This window comes from Arthrobacter sp. Soil782 (assembly GCF_001428435.1).
In the GTDB taxonomy this organism is placed as follows: domain Bacteria; phylum Actinomycetota; class Actinomycetes; order Actinomycetales; family Micrococcaceae; genus Arthrobacter_D; species Arthrobacter_D parietis.
Genome location: NZ_LMSO01000009.1, coordinates 459299 through 484869, shown reverse-complemented (window position 1 = coordinate 484869; position 25571 = coordinate 459299). Strand labels below are relative to the sequence as shown.

Here is a 25571-nt window from a genome sequence, read left to right as displayed (position 1 = left end):
GTCAGCGGCGCCCAACGGTGGCGCCGGGACTAGCGTTTCCGCCCGCCGTCGATGATCAGGGAAAGCGCGATTCCGAACATCCACACGTCCTTCGCGACGGGCGTCCCCTCCTGGCTGGGACGAACGGCATCATCCTGGGTCATTCCCGGAGTGCGGAAGTACATCGCGAGCAGACCGCCGGAGAACGCGGCCAAACCCAGCCCCACCAGGCGGCTGGGAACGAACGGCACCAGAAGCGCGGCGCCTAGACCGATTTCGACGGCGGAAATCACCTTGCCGAACTTCTCCGTTTCCAGCTGCTTGACCTGCGGAAAAGCGTTCGCGGCCATGCCCTGCAAGTAAGCTGCGGTGTCCCGATCGAGTTCCCTCTTGGTGATGCCGGAATTGAGGATAAACGCCCCCGTGCTGAGTCGCAGGGGGATGTGACTGAGATTCATCGGAACTCCTTCGAAGAACTGGGTTGACTGCCTTTGAGCCTACGTCCGGGCGGTACCGGCCGCCAGTGTTTGCACCTCCAATAGTGATGGCTCCGTGATCTCAGCGTGACGTTATCTTGATCTTCACGTGCTTATGGTGGTCGACGGTTCCCTTGCGAACAGCGGATAAATGCTACGTAACTACGGTGAAGAAGGTCTTGATGTGTTGGAATTTCTAGGTGACAGGTTCAATCAGATCCTGTTCTCGGGATGGCAACACATGAGCCTTGTGGTTCAGTGCCTCATCCTCGCAACCATACTGTCGGTGGTCATCGCGGCGCTTGTGTACCGCAGCGGTGCGCTCACGTCACTGGCCAACAGCGTTTCCGCCGTCGGGCTCACTATCCCGTCCTTCGCGCTGATCGGCCTGTTGATCGCGCCGTTCGGTTTCGGAGTCACGCCGGCCGTCATCGTGGTCACCTTCTTCGCCGCACTGCCCATCCTGCGCAACGCCGTCGTGGGACTGACGGGAATCGATAAAGCCGTCATCGAATCCGCCCGCGGAATCGGGATGAGCAGGTTCCGCACACTGGTTCAGGTGGAGTTGCCCATGGCCTGGCCGGTCATCCTTGCTGGTATCCGGGTTTCCGCGCAGATGGTGATGGGCATCGCCGCCATCACCGCGTACGCCCTCGGGCCAGGCCTCGGCGGGTTCATCTTTTCCGGTCTGTCCCGTCTGGGCGGCGCCAACTCGCTCGAGTCGGTCATCACCGGCGTTGTAGCCGTCATCATTCTGGCCCTCATCCTTGACCTTCTACTCGTCGGCCTTGGCCGCATCACAACCCCGCGAGGTATCCGTGTCTGACACCATCGAAAAGCCCAAAAATACCGCCGCAAACGGAAATGCAGTTACCGGTGCAAGCATTCTGCTCGACAAGGTGACCAAGCGTTACCCCGGGCAGGCCAAGCCGGCCGTTGACGGACTCACCATGGAGATCCCGGCCGGCAAAATTGTCATGCTGGTGGGCCCATCCGGCTGCGGCAAGACCACCACCCTGAAGATGGTCAACCGGCTCATCGAACCTACCGAGGGCCGGATCGTCCTGGACGACGACGACGTCACAGACATCGATGGCGACGCACTTCGACGGCGGATCGGCTATGTCATCCAGGCCGGCGGGCTCTTCCCCCACATGACGGTCGCCACCAACATCGGGATTGTGCCGAAGATGCTTGGATGGAGCAAGGAGAAGATCGCTGCCCGCGTCGACGAACTCCTGGAGCTTGTATCCCTCGATCCGGCAACCTACCGCGACCGCTTCCCCAAAGAGCTATCCGGTGGGCAGCAGCAACGCATTGGTGTAGCACGCGCGCTCGCCGCCGATCCGCCGGTCCTCCTCATGGACGAGCCGTTCGGGGCTGTGGACCCCATCACCCGCCAGCGTCTCCAGGATGAGCTCCTGAACATTCAGGAAGAACTGCAGAAGACCATTGTCTGCGTCACCCACGACTTCGATGAGGCAGTGAAGCTCGGCGACTGGATCGCCATTTTCACCGAGGGAGCGCAGCTCGTCCAGTACGACACACCTGAGCGGATCCTCGCAGACCCGGCCAACGACTTCGTCGAAAACTTCATCGGCTCGGGTGCCGGTCTGAAGCAGCTCACGCTGACCCGCGTCAACGAAGTGGAACTGGCTGACGCCGTCATCGCTACTGTCGGTGATCTCGGCAGTGATGTCCTGTCGCGGCTGGACGAAGCCGGCCACAATCACGCTGTGGTTGTTGACGGACGACGCCGGCCCATCCAGTGGCTCACGCGCCGCCAGCTTTCGCGGCTGGAAACCGTGAGTGACGACGTCGACGCCAAGCTTCCCGTGGTCGGTGACCGTGCCACGCTCAATGACGCGCTGGACACCATGCTGGTCTCCAGTGCCGGCGCGGCACTGGTGACCGGGAGGCGGGATACGTTCCTCGGGGTCATCGACGTCGAAACGGTGATGGACGCTATTACCCGGGCGCACAAACACGCGATGACTGCACATTCGGATGGCCGGCCGGTAGGGATCAACACGGGAACACTGGACACCGTTAGTGTTGCGGCGCCATCGAACACGGCGCCATCCACGGCGTCGTCATCCACTGCGGGGGAGCGCCCCGTTGAGTAGCACGACGGCACAGCCTGAGGCGCCGCAGGAACCTATTTCGGAGGAAGCCCCCAACGTTCACTCCGAGGTGAAGCGCCCATCCTGGCGGCCGTTGATCCTGCAGCTCGCAGGTATCGCCGCAGTGTTTGCCGCGGTGGTCATTTGGTTGTTGACTGCGGATCTTTCGGAAACGGAGCTGATCACTCTCGCGCCGGATGCGCTCTTCGGATACGCGATCGACCATCTGGCGTTGACCGCCGTGTCCGCGGTCATCACTTTGCTGATCGCCATCCCGCTCGGCATCCTGCTCACACGAGCGCCGCTGAAGAAATTTACGGGGCCGGTGCTCGCTGTCGCAAACATTGGTCAGGCAGCGCCGGCCATCGGCCTCGTTGTGCTGTTGGCAATCGCCGTCGGGTTCGGTTTCACGGCAGCGGTTATCGCGCTGGTGCTCTACGCGATCCTGCCCGTTCTGCGGAACACGATGGTGGGCATCACGCAAGTGGATGCACGACTTGTGGAAGCAGGCAAAGGGATGGGTATGAGCGCCGTGGCTGTGCTGTTTAAAGTGGAGCTCCCATTGGCGGTGCCGGTGATGCTCGCAGGAATCCGAACGGCGCTTGTGCTGCTGGTCGGTAGCGCAGCCCTGGCCGCCTTCATCAACGGAGGAGGCATGGGCATACTCATCGTGACCGGCGTGAACCTGAGCCTTACCAATGTGCTGGTCGCAGGATCGATCCTGGTGGCGCTGCTTGCACTTCTTGTCGACTGGATCGGGCGTGTTGTGGAACATGTCGCCCGTCCGAAGGGACTCTAGATGTTGAAAACATTGTCTTTCCCGGCCGCTGCGCGCAAAAGCGCGGTGACCGCCGTCGTACTTTCTGCGGGGTTATTGGCAACGGGGTGCGGTCTGCAGCCGGCCACGTCCTATGTACCGGCGGCCGGACCGGGCAGCATCACCGAAGTGGTTGACGGGGCACCGCTCACCGTGACGTCCAAGAACTTCACGGAGCAGCTGATTCTCGGCAAGATCGGCGTTCTCGCCGCGCAGGCCGCCGGCTTCGACGTGACTGACCTGACCAACGTGCCGGGCAGCCAGCCGGTCCGGGAACTGATGTTGTCAGGGCAGGCCGATGTCACGTGGGAGTACACCGGCACCGCCTGGCTGACCTACCTCGGCAAGGACCGGGGAATCCCCGACCAGCAGGAGCAGTGGCAGGCCGTGTATGAGGCGGATCTGAAGAACGGACTCACCTGGGGGAAGCCGGCGCCGCTGAACAACACTTATGCGATGGCTATCCGTTCCGAAGCGGTCGAGGAACTCGGCGGCATCAGTACAATCTCGGAGATCGCCGAGCTTCCGGTCGAGGAACGCACGTTCTGCGTTGAGGCAGAGTTCAACTCGCGTCCGGACGGCCTCACTCCGATGCTTGCGCACTACGGCATGGCCCGAGGTACTCCGACCGGCGTGCCAGAGGACAACATTGACATCTACGACACCGGCGCCATCTATGCCGCAACCGATAACGGGGCGTGCAATTTCGGAGAGGTGTTCTCCACGGACGGCCGGATCGATGCCCTCGACCTGACCATCCTCGAAGACGACCGAGGGTTCTTCCCGGCCTATAACGCTGCTCCTGTCTACTACACCGAAACGCTCGAGGAGCACCCGGAGCTCGCCGAGGTGTTCGCGCAGGTTGCTCCCACGCTCACCGACGAAGCACTGCGGACAATGAACCTGCGCGTGGACGTTGAGGGCGAAGAACCCGCTGACGTTGCCTTTGACTTCATGGTGGAGCAGGGCTTCATCACCGAGCCGGAGGGGCCGCTCGGAGAGGGTTAGAGCGAGCTGGCCAGGCTTTCGACTGCGCTGACCACCAGCCATACCCACGCGACTGATCCTGCGATGACTGCGGCGAACAGCGCGAGCCACACCGCGCTGGGGATTCCGGTTGAGCGGTACAAAAGGTAGGCATCGGACTGTCCGCGGTCCCGCCGTCGTCGTGCATGGACTGAGACCACTTTGCCGAGGTCACGGACCGCGCCGACCAGCAGCGCCACTCCGAGCGCAACCACCGCATGCCCGCTGAACTCGGCGGGAACGGCCACCACCAGCACGGTGGACACCGCCACTGCTCCGAGCAGGATGAGTACGCCGCCGGCATTGCGGATGAACAGTAGTGACAGCAGCAGCACCAGGGCACCTACCGAGAGCGCGGCCGGTGCCCAGCCTGCAAAGCCTGCCCACACCAGAACTGCGCCGACGACGGCGGGAACCGGGTACCCCCAAAAAGTTGCCCACGCTGTGCGCCAGCCAGGACGGCCGAGCGACGTGGTCAGTCCGGAATGGTCGAAATTGAGCCGGATTCCGGTCACGCGGCTCCCGGTCATCAGGGCGGCGAACGCATGCCCCAGTTCATGCACCACGGTGCTGAACAGCCCGAAGTAGCGCCACGTTGCCTTGGGAATGGAGAGGGCTGCGGCGGCCAGCAGAATGATCAGCAGTTCGGTCAACGTCAGTTCGGGTGGCTGGCTCCTGCTGAAGCCTGCGACGATCTGATCCCACCACTGCGCCAAGAATTCCACCTGCGCGATGCTACGTGACGGCGCTGGGAGGGTAGTGCGAGGATCACGAAAGGAAGCAGCAATCCGTCGAGGCACCGGGTCCGAATACCTCTCACCACAGGACGGGAAAGTATTAACGGACTCGCCGTGTGACGTTCATCCCAAGGTAGGAATGCCTCTGCTTTGATAAAGGTTAAATGAAGTGAAAGCTAGTCGAGCTCTATCGAGAAGGCGATCATGAACTTCCGGACGGCCGAGCATCCACGGCCGCAACATTTCATCCTGCACATGAGCGACACCCATCTGGTGGGTGGTCCGGAACCCCTTTACGGGTCGGTGGACAGCGAAGCGAGGCTACGCCAGATCTTCGCCGATCTGGAGGCGTCCGGATCCCGGCCGGAGGCAATTGTCTTCACCGGAGACCTGGCGGACAAGGGCGAGGCCGAGGCCTATGTGAAGCTCCGCAACATCGTCGAACCGGCGGCCCGCAAGCTTGGCGCCGAGGTCATCTGGGCGATGGGAAACCACGACGACCGCGCCACCCTCCGCAGCGAACTGCTCAGCGAGCCGGCCGACACCACCCCGCTTGACCGCAGCTATATGATCAACGGCCTGCGGATCATCACCCTGGACTCCACGGTGCCGGGCCACCACTACGGCGAGATCAGCCATGAGCAGCTTGTCTGGCTGGCCAACAAACTCCTCACCCCGGCCCCCTATGGCACCATCCTGGCCCTTCACCACCCCCCGGTTCCCTCCATCCAGGACCTTTCGGTCCTCGTGGAACTCCGCGACCAGAGCCGGCTTGCCGACGTCGTGCGCGGCACGGACGTCCGCGCCATCCTGGCCGGGCACCTGCACTACTCAACCAACGCGCTGTTCGCGGGCATCCCGGTGTCGGTGGCGTCCGCCACCTGCTACACCCAGGACCTCACGTACGACGACGGCGGCACCCGCGGTCGCGACGGAGCCCAGGCTTACAACCTGGTTCACGTGTACGAGGACACGGTGGTGCACTCCGTGGTGCCTATCGGCACCCATACCGCGGTCGGCGAGACCGTTCCCCGCGAGGAGACCCGTAGGCGCCTGGAAGCAGCCGGAGTCCAGATCGCCGAGGCAACACCCGCCAGGACGCTGACCGGAGTCTAAAGGCGCACCGACCTACTTCTCCCAGGCTTATTTCTCCCAGGGGGCCTTCACCGGGAAGTACTTCTCGAGGAAGTCGGTCACGGCGCGGGCTCGTTCTTCCGCCGGGATTTCCGGGAAGCTGCCGTCGTTGAGGCAGAACAAGTCCATGTTGCGCTTGTCCAGCAGCTTGTGAAGCTTCCGCAGTCCGGAGCGCATGGTGGTGTCGATGTACTTCACCCTCGCTGATTCCTGCGTCACAGCACGGCCGGTCAGCAGTGCGTAGTAGTGGTACAGCGAATTGGTGACCGAGATGTTGTCTTTCGCGCGGAACTTCGACGCCGCCGTGGCAGCGAACTCCTCTGCGAACTCGTTCTCCATCTCTTCCATGACGCTCTTGCGCAGGGGCGCCGCGGTGTGCTCCAGGTGCCGGGTGGTGATGCGGCCGAAGCGCTCGTGAAGAAGCCGGCGGTTCACGCGTGCCGCGTTCTCGAAGCCGCTGCGTTCGGCGTCATTCTCACCCAGGCCGATGCGCGTGTCCGCCTGGATGAACTTGGTGACCCCGCCGGGGGAGAAGAACATATCCGGTCCCACCGGGCGGCCAAAGAACATGTCGTCATTCGAGTAGAGAAAATGCTCGGACAGGTCCGGAATATGGTGCAGCTGGCACTCGACGGCCTGCGAATTGTAGGTCGGAAGCACGGACGGATCCTTGAAATGCTCCACGGAGGGAACCAGTGTGACCGACGGGTGGTCAGCGAGCCACTCGGGACGCGCTGAATCCGTGGCAATGAAGATGCGGCGGATCCACGGAGCGAACATGTAGACGGAGCGCAGCGCGTACTTCAGCTCGTCGATCTGGCGGTAGCGTGCCTCATGATCATCACCTTCACCTACTACAACGTTCTGCATACGGGCAGCACGTGCGGCGAGGTACTCCGGCGAACTGCCGTCCACCCAGGTGAAGACGAGATCAATTTCGAAGTCGATGTCCGTCGCGTGGTCCGCAAACATGTTGTCGATGGTCGGCCAGACCAGGCCGTGACGGGTGACAGAGCCGCGCACCACTTCATTCGACGGCAGGGTGCGCCGGGTCAGTGAGTTCTCCATTGGGAGTTCGATGCGGTCTCCGTCCAGGGACCACAGCTCTATCTGCACGCCTGCCGAAGGGCCGAACGTGAGCCCGCCGATCGGCTCGATGCGAGGGCGGAACAGCCGGAAGATCCGGGCTTTCTCACTCGGGGACAGGGCGCCGTCCGCCACCAGCAGAGTGGTGCGCCGCTTCGTGTCCACCGTGCGCGAGTAGAACGGCTCGTTGCGGCAGGCCTCGACGAGCGCCGCCCTTAGGCGTTCGCGGTGCTTGAGGTCGACGGCGACGACAGGCCGCTCATCATTGCCGCGCACCAGCAGATACTCAATGCCGGCGCGTTCCAGCGCCTCGCGGATGAACAGTAGGTCCTCCACCATTGCCTGGTGCGGTGTTGTCTCCGTATTGATGAGCGCAAACCGTCGCTTGACCGTGGTGATGTCATCGCGGTCGTTCAGCCTGGCAACGGCGGCGCTGGAGGCAGACTCAAGCAGCTCGGTGTCATTCTCGACTTCGGGGGCGCCAAAGTACACATCATGCTGGGCGGCGGTATCTGTAATGGGATCCTCCAACGGTTTCAACAAAGTGCGGTGGTGCCGGTGCATACGCAGATTGGTTGCACGGCTGCTGCTCCAATGATAAGCCTGCCTACAAGCAGCCCGGCTTGCCCGCGGCAATCCCTGAAGGGATGCACTGCAAATGGAAGGACACCATGGCGGACACAAGCTTCTCAACCCTGCTGGCCCGGCAGGTCGGAAACGAACTCGCAGCGTCGCAGCAGTATCTGGCCATTGCGGTGTGGTTCGACGGTCAGGATTTGCCGCGCCTCGCCGCGCACTTCTACAGGCAGTCGCTCGAGGAACGGAACCATTCGCTCATGATGGTCCAGTACATGCTTGACCGGGGCCATGACGTGCAGATTCCGGGCGTTGAACCGGTGCGGAACAACTTCACGTCCGTCGTCGAGCCGGTTGCCCTGGCCCTCGCCCAGGAGAAGCAGGTCACTGCTGATATTGAGGCGATGTTCGCCCGCGCCCGGGCAGAGAACGACGCCCTTGGTGAACAGTTCATGCTGTGGTTCCTGAAGGAACAGGTGGAGGAGGTCGCATCGATGTCCACGCTGCTGACCATCGTTGAGCGTGCAGACAATCTGTTCGACGTCGAGAATTTCCTCGCCCGCGAGGGTGTCGGTGACGCCGGCACCGACCCCAATATGCCGCCCACAGCCGGAGGAGCACTGTGACCCTGGAACCGTTCCCGACCGACTGGAAGCGCGCGCTGGTGCTGATGGCTCACCCGGATGACCCCGAGTACGGCACCTCCGCCGCGGTGGCCGAATGGATCACGCAGGGCAAAGAGGTCAGCTACGTGCTGGCAACGCGGGGCGAGGCTGGGATCGCCGGTCTCCCGCCGCAGGAAAGCGGCCCGCTGCGTGAGGGTGAACAGCGCACGGCATGCAGCCGGGTCGGCGTAGACGTGCTGGAATTTCTCGATCACCCGGACGGCCGCCTGACGGAATCCCTCGACCTTCGACGCGACCTGGCTGCAGCAATCCGCAGACATCGGCCGGACGGCATCGTCACACTCAATCACGGGGATACCTGGGGCCCGGGCAAGTGGAACTCTGAGGATCACCGGGCGCTCGGCCGGTCAGTGCTCAACGCGGTAGCCGATGCCGCCAACGAGTGGATCTTCCCTGACCTTGAAGGCCCCCGCCACGAGGTGAAATGGACCGCGATCCTGAGCATGAACCCCACACACGCCATGCAGGTCAGCGAGGAAAGCATTGAGAAGGCCATTCTTTCCCTCGCCGCGCACTCAAGGTACCTGCAGGCACTGGACAGCAAACCGGTTGAGGAGCAGGCAACCGAACAGGTTCGCTGGGCCACCAGCCGGAACTCCGGGGACAGCGGCACCCCTGCGGTCGGGTTCGAGCTGTACGGGCTGTAGGCAGATCGATTCACCAACGACCGGGCGGATACAGCAGCGCTCCCGAAGACGGCGTTATTCGGGAGCGGCTGATGCGGCTGACGCTTCCACCGCATAGAACCGCCGCGGGTCCTGCAGCAGCGCCGGATACTCGAAGTCGCTGCGTCGAAGCCAACCCGACAGGGAGATGGGGCGCCGCGCGGTGCCCGGCGCGCCGTCGTCGTTGTCTTTGTTGTCCTCCCGGTTAATGGTCAACGGGCCCAGTGTGCCTCGCTGTAGCCGGGCGCCGCCCTCCATTACGACGGCGGCAGCATCACCCTCACGCGCCAGCTCAGTGAACGCGGCGTACTGCCGGGACCATTTGGGTACCGCCCGGCCAGCCGGCGGGTGGCCGGGAAGCAGGAGCGCATCGCCGTCCACGGTATCGATCGGGCCGTGCCAGATCCAGAGGCGCTCACCAAGCGGCTCGACCGGTAGAAGTTCCAGCTCCGGTTCCGGCCACGAGTACGGCAGTTCCTCCGGCGCGTCGGGAAAGCGCTCGCGGTAGAACTCGGGTGCCTTCTGGATCAGGTTGGACTGGTGGCTGACGTGAATCTCCGGCCTGCCCAGCCACGGCGGCATAACAGGTTCCGGGCCAGTGCCCGCTTCGAAGGCTGCGGCAGAATCAGGGGCGAACTCGCTGATCAGCGGCGCAGTGCTGTCCGCGTGGCCGCGCGAAACCCATTCGCGGACCATCGCCAGGCCATACACGGTGAGTGCAGGCACATAGCCCATCCACATCCTCGTGACCGGGTGGCTGCGCCAACCGTAGTCGGGCAGAACCAGCGCGCGCAGGATCTGCAGTGTCTCAACCCGCTGCTTGCCGAGCCGAGCCTGGTCGAGCACGGCGGCGCTGGCTGCGAAGTCCGGGTAGGGCAGGAACGTCTGCATGCGGCCAGTGTGCCACATTTGCTCAGCCAGCTGACTATCAAAGGGATCGGGCAAACATCAGGCACCACCATCGTTGGAAGCGTCCCTCAGTTGCCTACCCGATCCCTTGATCGCACTTCCTGCCTATGGGATTTCTGCCCGGGCGGCTTCCCGGTGAAGGGACCGCGCATCGTCCTTGGTCAGGAAGCGTTGTGATTCCAGTTCACGCACATTTTGCTTCACCGCTTTCACATAGGATCCGTGAGTTGGATAGAGGCTGTTGAGCGTGTCCTCATCGAAGGGGCGCTCATAGCCGGCTATGAAGCAGAACGATGCACCGGTCGCTGTGCCGAACCACGTACTGGTAGGGACATCCAGGAACGGAGACCTCAGGCCGCCCTGAACATTTCCGAATTGGTCCAGGACAGGAGACCCGTTCTCGACGAGGATGGGATCTGCGCTGGGAGGCGCGATGTCTTCGCGTACCCACAGATCGAGGTTCTTCAGCGCAGCGTTGAAGAAGATCGAGCTCGGGAAACGGCTGCGTGGACCTTCGTTGCAATTCATCGGCGGAACAGTGCGTCCAGCCGCGATGATGTCGTCCGGCTGAGCGGAGAAGTACAACTCGTCCGGTGTGGCATGTCCGGCCCCGGCCATCTCGTAGTGGCGGTATTTGTCGCCGGGAAGATCGCTGTCCGGCCTGCGTGAACCGATCCCGAACAGGTAGTCCGACTGGGACATCATTCGGATGATCGGAACACCGACGTCGTTGAACTGTCTGCGCGGATCAGCTGCCGGCGGTGCACTCTCGCATTGGTTCATGGGGTAGGCGCCGGCAAAGGCGCCGCCGGCCACGCCCACGATGTAGCCGTCGTAGATGGGTGCACCGTCTTGTTCGACTACGTGCGGCTGTACTCCGTTGATGTAGTTGGCCAGATATCCGCCGGTCTGTGAATAGCCGAACCCATACGCTTTGTCGACGAGCGTGGCTTCACCGCCATAAGCCAGGGGATTAGTGGGGGCATCACTGCGCAACCACGCGCCGACCTGGCTGTAAATGTCCCACACCAGGCCGTTTTCGGTCGTTCTCGAGCTGTCGGCAGCCACCTGTTGACAGTTGCGCGGATCGCTCAGCGGAAGAGGATTGGCGAAAGACAGAGAGCCGTATCGCTCAGCATCGAAATTCTTGAGGGCTTCAACAGAGATCGGTTTGGCGGTGATGCCAACCCAGGCATCCCCATTGTCGACGATTTGCCTGCTCGTCATCGCCCAGCCGATGTTGAGATCGAAGAGATTGGAAGGATTAAGCATCTCTACGACGACGTTGCCACTGAATTGCTTGTCGTCAGCCGGTTTCCTCACCAGGACCCGCGTCGTGTAGGGCGCATCCGTCGTTTGTACGACGGCTGGCCCCGGAGCCGGCCAGCCGTAGACGTTGGCCTTTCCGCTCGCGAGGAATTCCTATTCCACATAGCCCTGCTTCGACAGATCCTCGGGTACCAGTTGATGCTCGGCGCCGCCGAACGGATAGGAGTCCGCGGTTGTCGGCAGAAGGGTGACCTCCGGGATCGGAGTGCGCCGTTCGAGTGCAGGACTTGCCGCTCGATTTTCCCGATCTTCGGACGCAGCAGCGGGCATACCCCCTGCCCCGAAAGTTGTTGCGGCCAGAGATAGCGAAAGCACGATGGAGGCGCGAGTGAACTTTTGCACGATTACTCCCTTGTGATCGTCGAGTTTGGTTCATACGGCTGAGAGTCAGCAGTGTCTGTAACGTAATGAAGTGGTCTGGAGTGAACAAGACAACTGAACATACGTGCGTTCTTAAGAAAAGGTATTGACCGGCGCCCGGCGCTGCGCCTCAACCGCCTCCGTGTAGTAGGACGTGAGCTGCTCACACAACACGGGCCAGGTGCGGCCCTGCACCGCGGAATACGCTGCACGCCCGAAAGCCCGGCGCTTCGTGTCGTCCCCGAGCAGGTCCATCACACCCGCGTGGAGCTGGTCCAGCCCACCCGGTCGGTACAGCCAGCCGGTCCGGGAGGAATCAACCAGATCCAGCGGACCGCCGCGGCCTACTGCAACCACCGGAACTCCCGATGCCATAGCCTCCTGGATGGTCTGGCAGAACGTCTCCGATTCACCCGGATGCACAAAGACATCGAATGACGCCACCATCCTTGCCAGGTCCTCGCCGGACTGGAACCCCGCGAAATGTGCGCCGGGCAGCGTCTGTTGTAGGGACTCCTTCGCCGGTCCGGAGCCGACAATCACCAGTTTGGTCCCCGGGACAGCGTCAAGCCCCGCGAGGTCCTCAACCTGTTTCTCGGCGGCGAGGCGTCCAACGTAGCCGATGATCTTCGAACCGGGCGGGGCCACGGAATGCCGCCAGCCGCCGTCGCGCTTCACGGGGTTGAATCGGGCGGTATCGACTCCGCGGCGCCACAGCCGCAACCTCGCGATACCGTGGAAGTCGAGCTGCTCCAGCGCGAACGACGACGGCGCAAGCGTGAGCGTCGACGCCTGATGAATGTTCTCGACCCGCTGCCACAACAGGTTCTCGGCCCAGGGAACGCCGTACCGGGCCGCATAGGCGGGAATCTCGGTCTGATAAACGGAAACGGTGGGAAGCCCTAGCTGCTCCGCTGCCTGAACCGCACGCCATCCCAGCACAAACGGCGAGGCCACATGGACCACGTCCGGCGCAAAGGCAGCAAGGATTCGCCGCACCCTGGACACCGTACCGGCCGCCAGCCGCACGTTGGCGTACCCGGTCAGCGGCACCGACGGCAACGTGATCACCGGATAGCCCTCCACCGAGGCGGGCGCCTTGGAAACGGCGCGGGAAGGCCTGTCCAACCACGACGACGACGGCGCGATCACCAGCACGTCATCACCCCGGCTACGAAGGTGGGCCAGCACCTTCAGCAGGGAGTGGGTCACCCCGTTCATGTGTGGAAGGAACGATTCGGCAACCACTGCAACTCTCACGCTCCCGATACTGGCAGCGGGTTCTGTGCACCCGGCGAGCGGAAGGTTGCGCTCGAATGAACTCTGCCTCAGGAGGCGGTGTACAACTGAGAGGCAGTGTACAACTCAGTAGGCGGCGTACAGCTCGCCGACCGGCAACTCAACGTCCAGCCGGTTGTCCGGGCCGGGCAGCGGACACGCCCACTCCTCGTCATAGGCGCAGGAGGGGTTGTAGGCGAAATTCAGGTCGACGATCAGCCGCCCGCCGCGCTCGCCGAGGTGTGCGCCCTTGACGGTATCCAGCACGTACCGTCCGCCGCCGTAGCTCCCGCCGTCTTTCCCGGAGGACCCGTCCCTCAGCGGCAGGAAGAGCCCGCCGCCGTAGGACTTCAGCCGCCACAGCGCGAGGCGGCCAACACCGCCGGAGGCCGCGCCGTCAAGGGCAACTGTACCGAGCCGTTCGAACGGGACCACGCCGTCCGTACCGGTGGGAACCTCCATCAGCTGGCCCGCGCCGTCGTCGTCAATCTCCGCTTCGAAACGGAAGGCAGGGTCATATGGTGCGATGTTCAGACCGGCGAAGGCCTGCCGGGCTGCCGGTGAAAGCGGTGACGCCGGGTGCCCGGCAAACAGCCGGTCGCGTCCGGTGCGCCAGTGAGCATGAGCCAGCGCGGGGGAGCCGGCAGTTGCCGCATCACGGACTTCGGCATACAGCGCGAAGACTTCCCGACGCCAGTCCGCTGTGTTCAGTGCCGTCGCTGCGAGAGTCATACTGCCAGCCTAACTCCAGCTTAACTGTTGCCTGCGCGTACTGTATTCAGCGTGACAATAGCGCTGTTCATCCTGGTCCTCGGCCTCATTGTGCTGGGCGCAGTAGCCCAGCGCATTGCCGGGCTAGGATTTGCGCTGCTGGTTTCACCGTTCCTCGTGCTGATCCTCGGCCCGCATGAGGGCGTGCTCCTGATCAATATCTGCGGCGTGGTGTCCTCAACGCTCATCGTGCCCCGGGTGTGGAAGGACATCGACTGGAGCATGTTCCGGTGGCTGACGTTCCCTGCCGTTTTCGGTTCGGTTGCCGGCTCCTTTGCTGCGGTGAACCTGCCCAGTGCGCCGCTGGCGGTGACCGTTGCCGCCGTCGTGCTGGCAGGGCTGACGGCGTCGCTGGTGCTGCAGCGTTCGTCGGTGATGGTCACGGGAAACCGGTCCAAGGCGGTCGCCGGGTTTTCGGCGGGACTGACTAATTCCATGGCAGGCGTCGGCGGGCCGGCGGTGAGCGCCTACGCGTTGCTCTCCCGGTGGCCGCAGCGACCGTTCGCCGCCACGCTGCAGCCGTTCTTCGCCGTTATCGGATCCGTCACCGTCATCGTCAAGCTCCTCATCGACCCAGGGCAGGTGCCGCCGCTGGACACCTGGATGTGGGCGCTGATCCCGGTCTCGATCATCCTCGGGATTTTCACGGGGGAGCGGCTCTCGCGGTATATCCACGACCGCCAGGCGCGCTTCGCCGTCATCGTTATCGCCTTCCTCGGTGCTGCAACAGCGCTCATCAAGGGCATCGCGGACCTGCTCGCCTGACGCTCCAGTAGAGTCAGAGACCGGCGTCACCGTGACCTACACCGCCGAGTCGTTCAGGGGCTGATGCACGCGCCGGTGGCACCATGGAAGGGATGAAACTCCCTACCAAGCCCCGTGCGCTGCCGATGCCCCTCTGGCTGCAGGGCGCCTTTGAACTGGGACAGGCTGCGGTGATCTCCGCTTTGATCGTCCTGGTTCCCCTCGGTGCCGTGTGGTTGACGGGCGGTTTTGGCGGGCGCGACGCGCTCGGAACACTCCACCTCGGCGCGCAGGCCTGGCTGGTACTGCATGGTGCGCCCCTTGAACTTGCACGGCCCGACGGCGGCACCGGCCTGCTGTGGGCAGTTCCCCTTGCGCTGACGCTCGTCCCGTTCCTCCTCGCCTGGCGCGCAGGGCGGCGGTTGGCGCGCGCCTCCTACACCGACCAGCTGTGGCAGGCGCTGCTCGGTGCCCTCGCGGTGTATGCACTCTTCGGTCTCGGCGCCGCCTACCTGGCTGACGACGGCGTTACCTCGGCACCGCTTGCGGCCGGTGCGTGTGTGCCGCTCATCGCAGCCGGTGCGGGCCTGATCATCGGCGCGTACCGCGAGGCCGGCTCGTGGGGGCGCCTGATCGGTGTGGACCTTGCGGAGTGGATTGCCACCACTAGCCAACATTCCCGCTGGGCCGGGTCCTACGTGTGGTCCGCGGTGCGTGCTGCGTTCCTTGCGGTTCTTTCCGCGCTCGGACTGTCGGCGCTGTTGCTCGCCGTGACGCTAGCGATTCACTGGGCGGCCATCGCCACCATCTACGAGAGGCTCGACGCCGGGATACTGGGCGGCGCCGTCGTCACCATCGGCCAGCTCGGCTTCATTCCCAACCTCGCAGTCTGGACCCTTGCCTGGTCCTCGGGCGCCGGGTTCGCCCTGGGAACCGGGAGTTCCATCAGCCCGCTGGCAACCACGGCGGGGCCGCTGCCTGCGCTGCCCGTTCTCGGCGCGGTGCCCTCGGGACAGCTCGAGTACGGGATGGCTGCCCTCGCCCTGCCGGTTGTTGCGGGTATTCTGGCCGGCTGGTGGTTCTTCCGCGAGGGAGAAAATCACTTCGACGAGTGGCTGCAACTGAAAGTGGAGGCCCGCTGGTTCACCGCCACGGCATCCACCGTCACGCTCGGGTTGTTCATCGGTGTGTTGGCCGGAGCCGGCACGGCGGTCGTCGCGTTTCTCTCCCGTGCATCGGTCGGAGTTGGCCGGTTCGTCGAGATCGGCCCCGATCCCTGGTGGACGGCGCTCTTGATCGCAGCGGAGGTGGGAGTCGGCGTCGTCATCGGCTACGCAGTCAGCCCGCTGCTGGAGCGGGACTCGCGGTAGCTTCAGCGGGATCCCAGCAGCCCGCCGAGGTTGCGTAGATCCTCGTCACACTCCCGTTGGGCCTTCGACGTGAGTGCGGTTGCCATGCACTCCTCGTACTGCGCGGTGACCGGCCATAGCAGAATGGCGGCGCCTGCACCGAGGGTGAGGAAGAGCGACGCGACCAGACCTATCGTCGTCGAAATCCGTAGCAGCGTCGGGGCTTTCTGGCGGACCAGGCCAACCAGCGCGAGGATGCCGACGGTCACCGCAGCCAGCCCGAAAACAAGGCCCAGCACCTTCCACGGGAGGGGGAAGTTGGTGCCAAGGAGGGTCCCGAGCAGGAGCAGCATGAAGACGCGCAGGAGGCCGCGGGTTGATGCAATGTCCTTGTCCGACGGCGGCGAAGGCTGGCCCGACGGCTTTGCAGGCCGGGCTGCCGGGTCGGAGGGCGCGGGTTTGTTCATGCTTCAACCCTAGGACACACCGCGGCACATCAGCGCGGGCCGCCACCTACTACGCTTGAACCCATGCGCATCGTTGTCCTTGTGTCCGGTACAGGCTCCAATCTGCAGGCGGTGATCGACGCGGTGGAGGCCGGTGAACTGCCGGTGGAAATTGCTGCCGTCGGCGCAGACCGGCCTGGCACGTACGGGGTTGAGCGTGCCGCTGCTGCCGGTATTCCCACGTTCGTGGCGGACTTCAAGCAGTATGGCAACCGCGCTGACTGGAACGCGGAACTGACAGCCCGGACTGCCTCCTATGAGCCCGACTTTGTCATTTCATCCGGCTTCATGCGCATTGTCGATCAACGCTTTCTCGACACGTTCCCCAACCGGTACCTCAACACGCACCCCGCGCTGCTGCCCAGCTTCCCGGGTGCGCACGGGGTGCGCGATGCACTCGCCTACGGGGTCAAGGTCACCGGCTGCACCGTGATGATTGCCGACGCCGGGATTGACACCGGCCCCATCCTCGCCCAGGCCGCGGTGCCGGTCCTGGAGGGTGACACCGAGGAGACCCTCCACGAACGCATCAAGGTGCAGGAGCGCGCCCTGCTCATTGAGACACTGCGCGGCCTTGCCCTGACCCCGTAGCAAACAGCTCGTCGCAATAACCCGTCGTCCTAACCACAGCGAGCGGGCGGAAAGAGCGGGGCGCTGTCGCAACCCCGATCCTTCCGCCCGCTCGGTATGAGTGGCCCGGCCTTTTACCCGGGAATCACTCCGCGGTGATGATGTGTGTCCGGTGGTCGTACGTGAAGGTTACCGAACCGCCGTCGTGCGCCAGCGCGAGGTTGCTCCCGTTGGGACCGCCGCCCACGCCGTAGTTCTCATCCCAGCTCTTGTTGATGGCCACCTTGTACTCGTAACCACCGGCCGGAAGGTCAACCGTGAGCCGCCAGAGACCGTCGTCGCCAAGCGTCATCTGCGCCTGGTCGCACGCTGGGTCCCAATCGCCCGGGCAGCCCATTTCCGAGTTGAGGCTTCCCGGCACTGATACCGCATTCGGCTGGACTACCACCGGGTCGCCGATGATCACCGTGCGCACGTTGCTCACTGACTCTCCAAGCACCGCCCGATACTGCAGCTGCGTGTTGTCAGGCAGATCAAGGGCGGCGATGTCGTCGGTCAGGGTGTACGCCGGTGAGGAGCTATCCGTGCCGATCTGCTCCCAGTCGCCGCCGTTCACACTGCGCTCAAAGGAAACCACATTGGTTGCCTTCTCCGGGTCCGCCACGGCGCTGAGCTTGACGGCGTCCCGTACCCAGGCGTTTTCCGCAGGAGCCTGAAGCGTCACGATCGGCGCAGGCGCCTCCGCGTTCACCACACCGCTGCCGGCGGTGTGACCCTTGTTGTCCAACACCACCGCACGGTACTCCAGCGGTGTACCGGGATCGAGCGCGGCAACATCATGGAAGACGCGGTAGGGCGCGTTGTCATCCGTACCGATCGGAGTCCACTCGCCGCCATCCGTGCGCGCTTCGAAGGACACCTCATAGAAGGAGGAACCGTCGACGGCGGCCTCCACGAGCATGCGCCCGTTGTCGCCTTCTGCCGGGGTCGGCTGGGTGAGACGAACGGCCGGAGCGGTCTTGGAAGCCGGAATGCGCCCGGAAGCCTCATAGACGACGGCGGCAAGCGGCGGCACCGTGATGGTGATGGTGCCGTTGCGCGCTGACTTCACGCGGTCTTCCCCCTCGCCGTAGATGGACTTGAAGGTCCGGGACGGCATGTACGTCGGGATCTCGGCGGTCTGCGCTTCCTCGCTGTTGTTCAGTGCCACGACGTACTCGCGCTGACGCTCCGTGTCGATCCGCGAGAAGGCGTAGATCCCGGCCCCCTCGGAGGCGTAACGGTGCTGGTGGGCTCCGTTGCGCAGAGCCGGGTGTTCTTCGGTCACTTCTGCGAGCGAGCCGATGGTCTTGTACAGCGGGTGTTCCGGGTTGAAGTTGTCCTCGGCGTGGGTTGCTTCGGTACCGAGAAGGTCATCATCGAGGTAGTCAGACACCTGGCTCGCGAAGAGGGTCTGACGGGCATCCTGATCGCCGCCCGGGCCGGTGAAGCCCTGCTCGTCGCCGTAGTAAATGACAGGGTTACCGCGCGAGAAGTACATCAGTTCGTGCGCCAGTTCGTCGCGGGCAAGCAGCTCGCCCTCGCCGGCGTCCGGGTTGTCAGCGGCCACGAACCCACCGATGCGGCCCATGTCGTGATTGCCCAGGAAGGTGGGCAGGCTGTAGGCGTTGGAATCGGCGTCGGTGTACCAGTCGTCGCCGATGAAGAACTGCTCAAGCTGCTGTGCGTCCGCACCCCGGGAAGCGAAGCTGCGGGCTGCCTCCTGGAACGGGAAGTCCAAAACGGCCTGCATGGAGTTGCGGGTGGTGTACTGCGAGGTGAAGTCCTTCGTGGTGTCGAAGACCTCGCCGAACATGAAGAACTCGTCCTTGCCCTGGTCATGGGCGAATTTCAGAACGTCCGGGCCGAACTCCTGCCAGAACCCGTCATCGACGTGCTTCATGGTGTCGATGCGAAATCCGTCCACACCGAAGTCGGCAATCCAGGTCTGGTAGATCTCCTTCATGCCGTCAACTACTCTGGGGTGCTCGGTGAAGAGGTCATCCAGGCCGAAGAAGTCGCCGTAGTAGGAGTCCTCCCCGGCGAAGGTCGTGTCGCCGCGGTTGTGGTAGAGCGTCGGATCGTTGAGCCAGGCCGGAACCTTGAGGGTTTCCTCGCCCTCCTCGAGCACCGGTGCGTAAGGGAATGAGGTCTCCGCATCGAGCTCGGGGAAGTCCTCGCTGCCCGCTACATCGCGGTCATCGAACGGGACGCCGTCAGCGGTTCGGTACGGCACCTCATCCTTGGAAACGTAAGGCATCCGGGTAGCGTCCTTGTACCCGATGACGTCCGCGGTGTGGTTGGTGATGATGTCGAAGTAGACCTTCATGCCACGGGAATGCGCCTCGTCGATGAGCGCTTTCAGATCATCATTCGATCCGAGGTGCGGGTCGATCTGCGTGAAGTCGGTGATCCAGTAGCCGTGGTAGCCGGCCGAGTTGTCTGCCGGCTGCACGGCCTTGTTCTTGAAGCTCGGGGTCAGCCAGATGGACGTGGTGCCCAGGCCCTCGATGTAGTCGAGCTTGTCCAGCAGGCCCTTGAGGTCACCGCCGTTGTAAAAGCCCTTCTTCGTGGGATCGAAACCGGACACCATCGGATCAGGACCGAGGCCGCCGTCGTCGTTCGCTGTAGTTCCGTTCGCGAAGCGGTCAGCCATGACGAAGTAGAAATTCTCATCTGTCACCGGCGCGCGCAGCGAGTGCTGCGCTTCAGCAGTGGTTGTGGGAGTTGAGCTGTTGGGGCCGGCCGGTTTGGCCTGCGCGGGTAGGGCGGTGCCGGTCGCTGCGAGCAGGGATGCAAGCACGACAACAGTGGCGTTGCGGGCAATCATGAGACCTCCGGAGAGTAGAAAGAACCCTCATAGCGTGTCTCAGATCACATTTAGGTGTCAAATCAAATACGGGTTCCACGGGTTTCCGGAGCGTTGAATGCCATCCACAACACAGCGAGCAGGACCAGCAGCCCCGTCACCGCAAAGGTCAGCGGCAGCCCCAAGTACGGCCACAGCAGGGATCCGAAGATCAGCGGAACCAACCCTGCGCCGACCCGCGAAACCGTTGACGCCCAGCCGAACCCGGACCCCCGCAGCTCAGTTGGGTACAGCTCGGATACATAGGTGTAGAGGACCGGAATCGCCACCTGGATGGTGAAACCGAACGCGAGTAGCCAGGCGGTCGCCGCAGCCGGCAGGTCAAGGTTGAGCGCAAGAATCACCAGCACGACGGCGGATAGCGGGCCTGATACCGCGAGTATCCATTTCCTGCCCACCCGCTCAACCAGGAGTGCGGCCGCAACCACACCGAGGAACCCGATACCGGTCATGCCCGCCGTGGTCAGGAAGGCCACTGACTGACGGTACCCGGAGGCGATGAGGATCTGCGGCATCCAGGTGAGGGCACCGTAGTAGACCAAAAGGATCGACAGGAAGAGACCCCAGGCGGCGAGGGTGATGCGCCAATTGAAGCGCCAGAGCGCAGTGAACTGGCCGGTCAGGCCGCCGAGCGTGAGGCGCGGATCGTCTCCAGCCGGTGGTAGGCGCCACTCGCGCACAGCCCCACCGGTGCTCTTGACCAGCTGGTCGATGACGGCTTTCGCCTCGCCGGTGCGCCCCCGCTGCACGAGGAAGAGCGGCGATTCCGGAACTGAGCGGCGCACCCAGAAGACCAGAAGTGCCGGCAGCACCATGACCAGCATCAGGTAGCGCCAATCTCCAAACGCGGCAATCAGGATCGCGGACACCACACCGCACAGCGCAGCGCCAATAGGCCACCACCCGTCCATGGCGGTGAGCACCCGGCCGCGGTGCTTCCGTGGAGTGAACTCGCCGACCAGCGCGTAATCCACGGGGATGCAGCCGCCCAGGCCGAAACCGGCGAGGAACCGGAAGATGCAGAACCAGACCAGGTCACCGGACAGCGCTCCGAAGACCGTGAAGAGCGAGAAGATCAGCAGGGTCGCGGTGAACGCTTTTTTCCGTCCGATGATGTCGGCGATCGACCCCCAGGCAAACGCCCCGACCGCCATTCCAATCAGGTTGGACGTGCCAACCCAGGCGGCCTGGCCCGGCGTCAGTCCCCATTCGTCGGACAACAGCGGGATGAGGTACCCGTTGAGCGTCACGTCCCAGGCGTCGAACATGAACCCAAGACCGCCGATGAGGAAGATCTTGCCCTGTACGCGCCACCGCCATGGCAGGTCCTGAACCACCTGGTCGCCGGTGGGAAGCTCGGTTGAAGTGCTCACGGTTCCGTCCTGACGGCGCCGCCCGGCGCTCCTCGCTCACTGCGACTGTCTGGAACACCATACCGCTGCCGTCAGGGCTGGGCTCGGTCTACCAGTTCACGCAGAGCCTTATTCACTTTTCCGGGATGGGTGAGGTTCACCATGTGGCCGGCTCCTTCCACCAGGACCAGCTCGGCAGAGTCGATCTGCTGTGCGAGGTTTTCGCTGCGTTCAGACGGAATGACGCGATCATTCGTTCCGGCCAGGACGAGAACCGGAATGTCATCCAGAACATCCAATGCTGCGGGAACGTTGTAGCTGACAAAGGCGGGGTAGAACGCGGAAGCCATCGACATGGGAGTGCCGATCCACATGTCCTCCACCAGGCCGGCCGCTTTCTCCGGCGGGCCCTGCTCGCCGAAGAGTTTGTGGAGCAGCCAGCGCTGCCCCCACTGTCTCCGGAACGGCGCGATCACGTCGATGAGTGGTGCGGTCAGCCAAAGCGCCCAGGCAGCGACGGTAGCCAGGTGTGTCCTGACCATCGCCTGCGCCGTCTGGCGGGGCATGTTGGTCGCCGGGAGGCGCCCTGCTGCAGTCGACAGAAGCGCTACGGCGGCGATTCTCTCGGTAAAGAGTTCCGGACGTTGTTTCGCCAGCGCAAGAGTGGCCATGCCGCCCATGGAGTGCGAAACGAGGACTATCGGGATGGTGGCCGGCTGCGCATCGATGACCTGCCCGAGGTCATGACCGAGCTGATCGATGGTGGCCCTTCGGTAACGACCCCATCCACTGGAGCCGTGCCCGCGGTGATCAAAAAGCACCAGACGCCCTGCACCCCGGAGGGCAGCACGCTGCTCATGGAATTCCTGGGAACTGGCAGCGAAGCCATGCACGAAGACGATGGTAAGCCGGGCGTCGGCATGGTCTTCAACGTCGGTATGGAGTTGAATTCCGTCGTCGACCGTGACGGTACTGCCGGGCCCTGCAACGGTGCCCTGCCTGAGATGTCGCGCGTATGAACCGCGGGCGAGCACGGCTGCTCCGGTGGCAAGCACTGCGGTAGCCAGAAAGCGGCGGGCATAACTGAGGAAAGTTGTGGGCATGGCGCTTTGTGCGTCACCTTTCATTTCTGGTCTTGGAGACTGGTTGGCTGTGAATGATTCCGCAGTGTGTCGGGTGCAGGTTGGGACTCTTCACGCGATGCACCGCGCGCCGGTTCGAAGCAGCGCCAGCAAGCCCAAACCCAGACGGTGGCGAAGAGCAGGCTAACGATCGTGTCGGAGGGGTAGTGCACGCCCCAGTACAGCCGCGACAGCAACACTCCGAGCACGATGAGCGGCGCGAGGATCAGCCCGAGGTCGCGCAGGCGGGACCGGGTCCAGACCCGCAGCAACAGAGCCAACCCGCCGTAAAACACAACTGCCGCGGCAACGTGCCCGGACGGGAATGAGGAGGTGGGTGGAACTCCTTCGGAGAGGTGGTCAACGTCAGGTCTGGGTCGTCCCACGATCATCCCGGTGATCAGATACAGGGCGGTTTCTCCCACCACGGCAGTGATCAGGAAGATCGTTGGAGCGCCTCGCCGGGTGGCTGCGGAGAAAATTGCCCCGGTAACAATCAGCGCTCCAATGATTCCCCCGGTCGTTCCGAACGATCCGGCCATGGTGGCAAGAGCATTCCACGTGTCGGTGCGATTCTCGGCGAACCACTCCACCACCGCCTGGTCGAAGGAGCGGACAGGAGAAAGCACCCCTGTAATGAGCAGTCCCAACCCGATGACCGCGCACGCGAGCAGCAGCCATGTACCGCAAAGTATGAGGACGCTGCGACCCCCGCCAGGCAGGAGCGGTTCCCGAACTGGAACCGGCACTAACGCGCGCCGGTCCTCAACCGGCAAACCGGAATGAAGAACCGGCCATGGCCCGTCCCGCCTGCGCCAGCGTCGGAAGGCCCATGCGCTCACCCACAGCCAGGTCAGGCCGATCAGCCAGCCACCGAGAACCGCCCACAGGGACACCGCATCTGTGATGGCTCGGATAGCTTCCACGGCAGCCGCCGCCACCACGATTCCGATGATCGTCCAGGTTCTGCCCCGGGCTGGGATTACCGGCAGGAACACCAGTAGCAGCGCCCCGCACGTCACAACCAGGTGAACGGATCCAACCGAGAACAAGGTACTTCCGCCCTTGGACACGGCGAGGGCGTTCGTCAAGAGAATTCCTGCGCTGACCAGAATCGCCGCACCTGCCGTCACAACGCCCAGATAAACCGCCAACGGGTAGAGACGGCGGATCAGCAAGCACACAACTACTACAGGCAGGATCAGCCATCCGGTCTGGGCAGCGATCTCAGCAACGAAATTAACAGCGCCGCCGAGCACTACCAGGAATCCGCTACCGGTTGAACCGCTCGTTCCCGTGTGCGGCGCAAGTGCCTCAAACGCCAGACCAAGCCCGATCAGCCCTACGAGGCTCAGTACGGTGTGCAGGAAAAACCGTCCCAACCCGGTGCTCAACTTTTCTGCCATGTGGGGTCCCTTTCGGTGTTCCATGACTTGACGACGGTCCAGATAACGGCGGCAACGGGTACGGCGAGGATCGCTCCGATGATGCCGGCGAGGATCGCTCCCACGGCCAGCGCGAGCAGCACCACCAGCGGATGAAGTTTGACGCTCTTGCCCATAATGACTGGTTGCAGGAGGTTACCTTCCAGTTGCTGGACAAGGACGACGGCGACTGCGAGGGCGAGCGCGGTACCGGCACCGTTAGTGACGAAAGCCACAAGAACGGCGAGAAGTCCGGTCACGGTTGCGCCGATGACCGGGATGAATCCTCCGAGGAAGATGATCGCCGTCAACGGCAGGGCCAAGGGGACTCCGAGCAGTACCATGGCAAGCCCGATCCCTGCGGCGTCGATGAAGGCGATGATCGAGATGCCGCGGACATAGGCGCCCATGGTTTCCACAGCCTCCCGTCCGGCACGCGCAGCCCTGGCTGAGCGGTCACCCTTCAGGGGGCGGATGAGGAATGCCCACATGGACTGGCCGTCCTTGAGGAAGAAAAACAGGACCACGATCATCAGAAGCAAGGCGGTCAGGAACGTTGCGACCGTGTTGAGGGCGGCGAACGCGTCGCTGACAGACATGCCGTCAGTGATGGACCTGAACGCGTTGTCGCGGGCCTGCCGTAGTTGCTGTTCCGAGAAGGGCAGCGGGCTTTGGGCGATAGTTTCTGCAAGTCTGGCCAGGCCGGCTTCTGAGTTGGCTCTCAGCTCATTCCACTGCGTGTAGATGGAGTATGCCACTGCGGCGCCGGTGCCGAGCAAGACTGTCAGGCAGGTCAGGAGGGAAATGAAAGTGGCTGCAGATTTGGGTATTCGTCGGCGTTGCAGGAAGTGCACGAGAGGACTGATCGCGGCGGTGAGTAGCAAGGCGATCAGTATTGGGATGAGGACCAGTTTCACCGCGCTGAGCCCAATGCAGACCATGACCACTGCGAAGGTCCCGAAGATCACCAGGTGCAGTTTGACGGCGGCGTGACCGAGGGCCGTGCTCCAGACGTTCCTCCCCGTGGGCTGGTGGGCGCTCATTGTCGTGCTGAGCTCTGGAGGGCTGAGGTCTGGTCTTTCCATAACGAAAGGAGTATCCCGGCGATGATCGCACCCACCCCGCCCACGGCGATATCGAGGAGGGTGTCGACGTAGCCGACGTGGATACCCTTGGAGATGAACGCGTTGCCTGCCCATTCCGCGAATTCCCAGAGCACCGCCACAGTTATACCGAACGCGAACGTCAGCACCACGATCGAACGTGACGGCAGGGCTTTGCTGACAGGGCTGCCCGGGGTGACCTCGGTGCTGGCAAGCACCAGGTACAGCACTGCTGCCGAAGAACCGGCCGTGACGAAGTGCACCATAATGTCCCACCAGGTGATCGCCTCGTAGAGACCCGCTACGCCGCTCCATGTAGCCAGGAGAATGGTAGCGCCGAATGCCGCGTCGAAGGGCCCGGCGAGGTGGGCGACCCGTATGCCAATCAGCCCCAGCGCAACGACGGTGAAGCCGAGAATTTCCGGAATTCCGTACCACAACACGGCCATCCCGATGCTGATGACTGCGGCGACCCTGATCGCATCACCGATGAGTCGGCCTCGGACGTGGGCGTCGTTGTTGTGCTTGCGAGTATGCACTTG

The 25571-nt window shown here is 63.5% G+C and carries 24 protein-coding genes and 1 pseudogene; 10 read left to right on the top strand and 15 right to left on the bottom strand.

Features of this window, described 5'->3' with window-relative positions; genetic code table 11:
* Window positions 1–29: 29 nt before the first annotated feature.
* The gene (locus ASH00_RS12860) at window positions 30–437 is read right to left on the bottom strand and encodes a hypothetical protein (RefSeq protein WP_056549012.1); all 408 of its coding nucleotides are present in this window, start codon (window positions 435–437) and stop codon (window positions 30–32) included.
* A gap of 259 nt (window positions 438–696) precedes the next feature.
* Here ASH00_RS12860 and ASH00_RS12855 point away from each other — a divergent pair, with 259 nt between their 5' ends.
* Genes ASH00_RS12855 through ASH00_RS12840 form a run of 4 tightly spaced genes read left to right on the top strand, consistent with a single transcriptional unit; the run spans window position 697 to window position 4403 of the window.
* A complete protein-coding gene (locus ASH00_RS12855; RefSeq protein WP_428831039.1) occupies window positions 697–1281 on the top strand; it encodes an ABC transporter permease in 585 nt (194 codons plus the stop codon).
* On the top strand, window positions 1274–2581 hold the full coding sequence (locus ASH00_RS12850) for an ATP-binding cassette domain-containing protein (RefSeq protein ID WP_056549009.1): 1308 nt from the start codon (window positions 1274–1276) through the stop codon (window positions 2579–2581). Before ASH00_RS12855 ends, ASH00_RS12850 begins: the two co-directional genes overlap by 8 nt.
* A 34-nt stretch (window positions 2582–2615) precedes the next feature.
* Window positions 2616–3377, top strand: coding sequence for an ABC transporter permease (locus ASH00_RS12845; protein ID WP_157359140.1), 762 nt, complete (start codon window positions 2616–2618; stop codon window positions 3375–3377).
* Window positions 3378–4403, top strand: coding sequence for a glycine betaine ABC transporter substrate-binding protein (locus ASH00_RS12840; RefSeq protein ID WP_056549006.1), 1026 nt, complete (start codon window positions 3378–3380; stop codon window positions 4401–4403). It begins immediately after the preceding gene.
* Here ASH00_RS12840 and ASH00_RS12835 read toward each other — a convergent pair.
* The gene (locus ASH00_RS12835) at window positions 4400–5146 is read right to left on the bottom strand and encodes a M50 family metallopeptidase (RefSeq protein ID WP_056549004.1); all 747 of its coding nucleotides are present in this window, start codon (window positions 5144–5146) and stop codon (window positions 4400–4402) included. The two genes, ASH00_RS12840 and ASH00_RS12835, sit on opposite strands and share 4 nt — an antisense overlap.
* A 216-nt stretch (window positions 5147–5362) precedes the next feature.
* Between ASH00_RS12835 and ASH00_RS12830 the strand changes: the two genes are divergently transcribed.
* Entirely contained in the window at window positions 5363–6274 is a 912-nt protein-coding gene (locus tag ASH00_RS12830; RefSeq protein WP_056549002.1) for a phosphodiesterase, read from the top strand.
* A 27-nt stretch (window positions 6275–6301) separates the two neighbouring features.
* Here the strand turns inward: ASH00_RS12830 and ASH00_RS12825 are convergent, their stop codons facing one another.
* Window positions 6302–7942, bottom strand: coding sequence for a stealth conserved region 3 domain-containing protein (locus ASH00_RS12825; RefSeq protein ID WP_056549000.1), 1641 nt, complete (start codon window positions 7940–7942; stop codon window positions 6302–6304).
* Between the two features lie 107 nt (window positions 7943–8049).
* Here ASH00_RS12825 and ASH00_RS12820 point away from each other — a divergent pair, with 107 nt between their 5' ends.
* Both ASH00_RS12820 and ASH00_RS12815 read left to right on the top strand, forming a co-directional pair.
* Window positions 8050–8580, top strand: a complete 531-nt coding sequence (locus ASH00_RS12820) for a ferritin (RefSeq protein WP_056548999.1) — start codon at window positions 8050–8052, stop codon at window positions 8578–8580.
* Entirely contained in the window at window positions 8577–9287 is a 711-nt protein-coding gene (locus ASH00_RS12815; RefSeq protein WP_235563293.1) for a PIG-L deacetylase family protein, read from the top strand. Before ASH00_RS12820 ends, ASH00_RS12815 begins: the two co-directional genes overlap by 4 nt.
* 54 nt (window positions 9288–9341) lie before the next feature.
* On the opposite strand, the gene ASH00_RS12810 is transcribed toward ASH00_RS12815, so the two are convergent.
* From ASH00_RS12810 to ASH00_RS12790, 5 genes and pseudogenes are all read right to left on the bottom strand, one after another.
* The gene (locus tag ASH00_RS12810; protein WP_082566146.1) at window positions 9342–10196 is read right to left on the bottom strand and encodes an MSMEG_6728 family protein; all 855 of its coding nucleotides are present in this window, start codon (window positions 10194–10196) and stop codon (window positions 9342–9344) included.
* A 123-nt stretch (window positions 10197–10319) separates the two neighbouring features.
* Window positions 10320–11624 (bottom strand): annotated as a pseudogene (locus ASH00_RS12805) (alpha/beta hydrolase domain-containing protein); the annotation flags it as partial.
* A 12-nt stretch (window positions 11625–11636) separates the two neighbouring features.
* Window positions 11637–11885, bottom strand: coding sequence for a hypothetical protein (locus tag ASH00_RS12800; RefSeq protein WP_056548992.1), 249 nt, complete (start codon window positions 11883–11885; stop codon window positions 11637–11639).
* A gap of 111 nt (window positions 11886–11996) precedes the next feature.
* Window positions 11997–13163: a glycosyltransferase family 4 protein gene (locus tag ASH00_RS12795; protein ID WP_056548990.1), complete on the bottom strand. Its 1167-nt coding sequence runs from the start codon at window positions 13161–13163 to the stop codon at window positions 11997–11999.
* A 105-nt stretch (window positions 13164–13268) separates the two neighbouring features.
* Entirely contained in the window at window positions 13269–13913 is a 645-nt protein-coding gene (locus ASH00_RS12790) for a DUF1684 domain-containing protein (RefSeq protein ID WP_056548988.1), read from the bottom strand.
* Between the two features lie 51 nt (window positions 13914–13964).
* On the opposite strand from ASH00_RS12790, the gene ASH00_RS12785 reads away from it, so the two are divergent.
* Both ASH00_RS12785 and ASH00_RS12780 read left to right on the top strand, forming a co-directional pair.
* Window positions 13965–14717, top strand: a complete 753-nt coding sequence (locus tag ASH00_RS12785) for a sulfite exporter TauE/SafE family protein (protein WP_056548987.1) — start codon at window positions 13965–13967, stop codon at window positions 14715–14717.
* A 92-nt stretch (window positions 14718–14809) separates the two neighbouring features.
* A complete protein-coding gene (locus ASH00_RS12780) occupies window positions 14810–16066 on the top strand; it encodes a cell division protein PerM (RefSeq protein ID WP_056548985.1) in 1257 nt (418 codons plus the stop codon).
* 2 nt (window positions 16067–16068) lie between these two features.
* Here the strand turns inward: ASH00_RS12780 and ASH00_RS12775 are convergent, their stop codons facing one another.
* Window positions 16069–16512, bottom strand: coding sequence for a hypothetical protein (locus tag ASH00_RS12775; protein ID WP_056548983.1), 444 nt, complete (start codon window positions 16510–16512; stop codon window positions 16069–16071).
* Window positions 16513–16575: 63 nt separating this feature from the next.
* On the opposite strand from ASH00_RS12775, the gene purN reads away from it, so the two are divergent.
* The gene (purN, locus tag ASH00_RS12770; RefSeq protein ID WP_056548981.1) at window positions 16576–17142 is read left to right on the top strand and encodes a phosphoribosylglycinamide formyltransferase; all 567 of its coding nucleotides are present in this window, start codon (window positions 16576–16578) and stop codon (window positions 17140–17142) included.
* Between the two features lie 124 nt (window positions 17143–17266).
* Here the strand turns inward: purN and ASH00_RS12765 are convergent, their stop codons facing one another.
* The 6 genes from ASH00_RS12765 to ASH00_RS16820 all read right to left on the bottom strand — a co-directional run bounded on the left by ASH00_RS12765 (window position 17267) and on the right by ASH00_RS16820 (window position 25568).
* Window positions 17267–19990, bottom strand: coding sequence for an alpha-amylase family glycosyl hydrolase (locus tag ASH00_RS12765; RefSeq protein ID WP_056548979.1), 2724 nt, complete (start codon window positions 19988–19990; stop codon window positions 17267–17269).
* A gap of 62 nt (window positions 19991–20052) precedes the next feature.
* A complete protein-coding gene (locus ASH00_RS12760) occupies window positions 20053–21402 on the bottom strand; it encodes an MFS transporter (RefSeq protein ID WP_056548978.1) in 1350 nt (449 codons plus the stop codon).
* Between the two features lie 71 nt (window positions 21403–21473).
* Complete coding sequence (locus ASH00_RS12755) at window positions 21474–22484, bottom strand: alpha/beta fold hydrolase (protein ID WP_162252857.1); 1011 nt, start codon at window positions 22482–22484, stop codon at window positions 21474–21476.
* Window positions 22485–22504: 20 nt separating this feature from the next.
* Entirely contained in the window at window positions 22505–23908 is a 1404-nt protein-coding gene (locus tag ASH00_RS12750) for a phosphatase PAP2 family protein (protein ID WP_056548975.1), read from the bottom strand.
* Window positions 23893–25011, bottom strand: a complete 1119-nt coding sequence (locus ASH00_RS12745; RefSeq protein ID WP_162252856.1) for an AI-2E family transporter — start codon at window positions 25009–25011, stop codon at window positions 23893–23895. Before ASH00_RS12745 ends, ASH00_RS12750 begins: the two co-directional genes overlap by 16 nt.
* Window positions 24966–25568, bottom strand: a complete 603-nt coding sequence (locus ASH00_RS16820) for a hypothetical protein (RefSeq protein ID WP_056548971.1) — start codon at window positions 25566–25568, stop codon at window positions 24966–24968. The genes ASH00_RS12745 and ASH00_RS16820 overlap by 46 nt, the downstream gene beginning before the upstream one ends.
* Window positions 25569–25571 lie beyond the last annotated feature (3 nt).

Excerpts from the sequence above, each read along its gene's own strand:
- ASH00_RS12860 (WP_056549012.1), bottom strand. The coding sequence starts at position 437 with ATGAATCTCAGTCACATCCCCCTGCGACTCAGCACGGGGGCGTTTATC.
- ASH00_RS12855 (WP_428831039.1), top strand. The coding sequence starts at position 697 with ATGAGCCTTGTGGTTCAGTGCCTCATCCTCGCAACCATACTGTCGGTG.
- ASH00_RS12840 (WP_056549006.1), top strand. The coding sequence starts at position 3,378 with ATGTTGAAAACATTGTCTTTCCCGGCCGCTGCGCGCAAAAGCGCGGTG.
- ASH00_RS12830 (WP_056549002.1), top strand. The coding sequence starts at position 5,363 with ATGAACTTCCGGACGGCCGAGCATCCACGGCCGCAACATTTCATCCTG.
- ASH00_RS12825 (WP_056549000.1), bottom strand. The coding sequence starts at position 7,942 with ATGCACCGGCACCACCGCACTTTGTTGAAACCGTTGGAGGATCCCATT.
- ASH00_RS12820 (WP_056548999.1), top strand. The coding sequence starts at position 8,050 with ATGGCGGACACAAGCTTCTCAACCCTGCTGGCCCGGCAGGTCGGAAAC.
- ASH00_RS12810 (WP_082566146.1), bottom strand. The coding sequence starts at position 10,196 with ATGCAGACGTTCCTGCCCTACCCGGACTTCGCAGCCAGCGCCGCCGTG.
- ASH00_RS12790 (WP_056548988.1), bottom strand. The coding sequence starts at position 13,913 with ATGACTCTCGCAGCGACGGCACTGAACACAGCGGACTGGCGTCGGGAA.
- ASH00_RS12780 (WP_056548985.1), top strand. The coding sequence starts at position 14,810 with ATGAAACTCCCTACCAAGCCCCGTGCGCTGCCGATGCCCCTCTGGCTG.
- ASH00_RS12775 (WP_056548983.1), bottom strand. The coding sequence starts at position 16,512 with ATGAACAAACCCGCGCCCTCCGACCCGGCAGCCCGGCCTGCAAAGCCG.
- purN (WP_056548981.1), top strand. The coding sequence starts at position 16,576 with ATGCGCATCGTTGTCCTTGTGTCCGGTACAGGCTCCAATCTGCAGGCG.
- ASH00_RS12765 (WP_056548979.1), bottom strand. The coding sequence starts at position 19,990 with ATGATTGCCCGCAACGCCACTGTTGTCGTGCTTGCATCCCTGCTCGCA.
- ASH00_RS12755 (WP_162252857.1), bottom strand. The coding sequence starts at position 22,484 with ATGCCCACAACTTTCCTCAGTTATGCCCGCCGCTTTCTGGCTACCGCA.
- ASH00_RS12750 (WP_056548975.1), bottom strand. The coding sequence starts at position 23,908 with ATGGCAGAAAAGTTGAGCACCGGGTTGGGACGGTTTTTCCTGCACACC.
- ASH00_RS12745 (WP_162252856.1), bottom strand. The coding sequence starts at position 25,011 with ATGGAAAGACCAGACCTCAGCCCTCCAGAGCTCAGCACGACAATGAGC.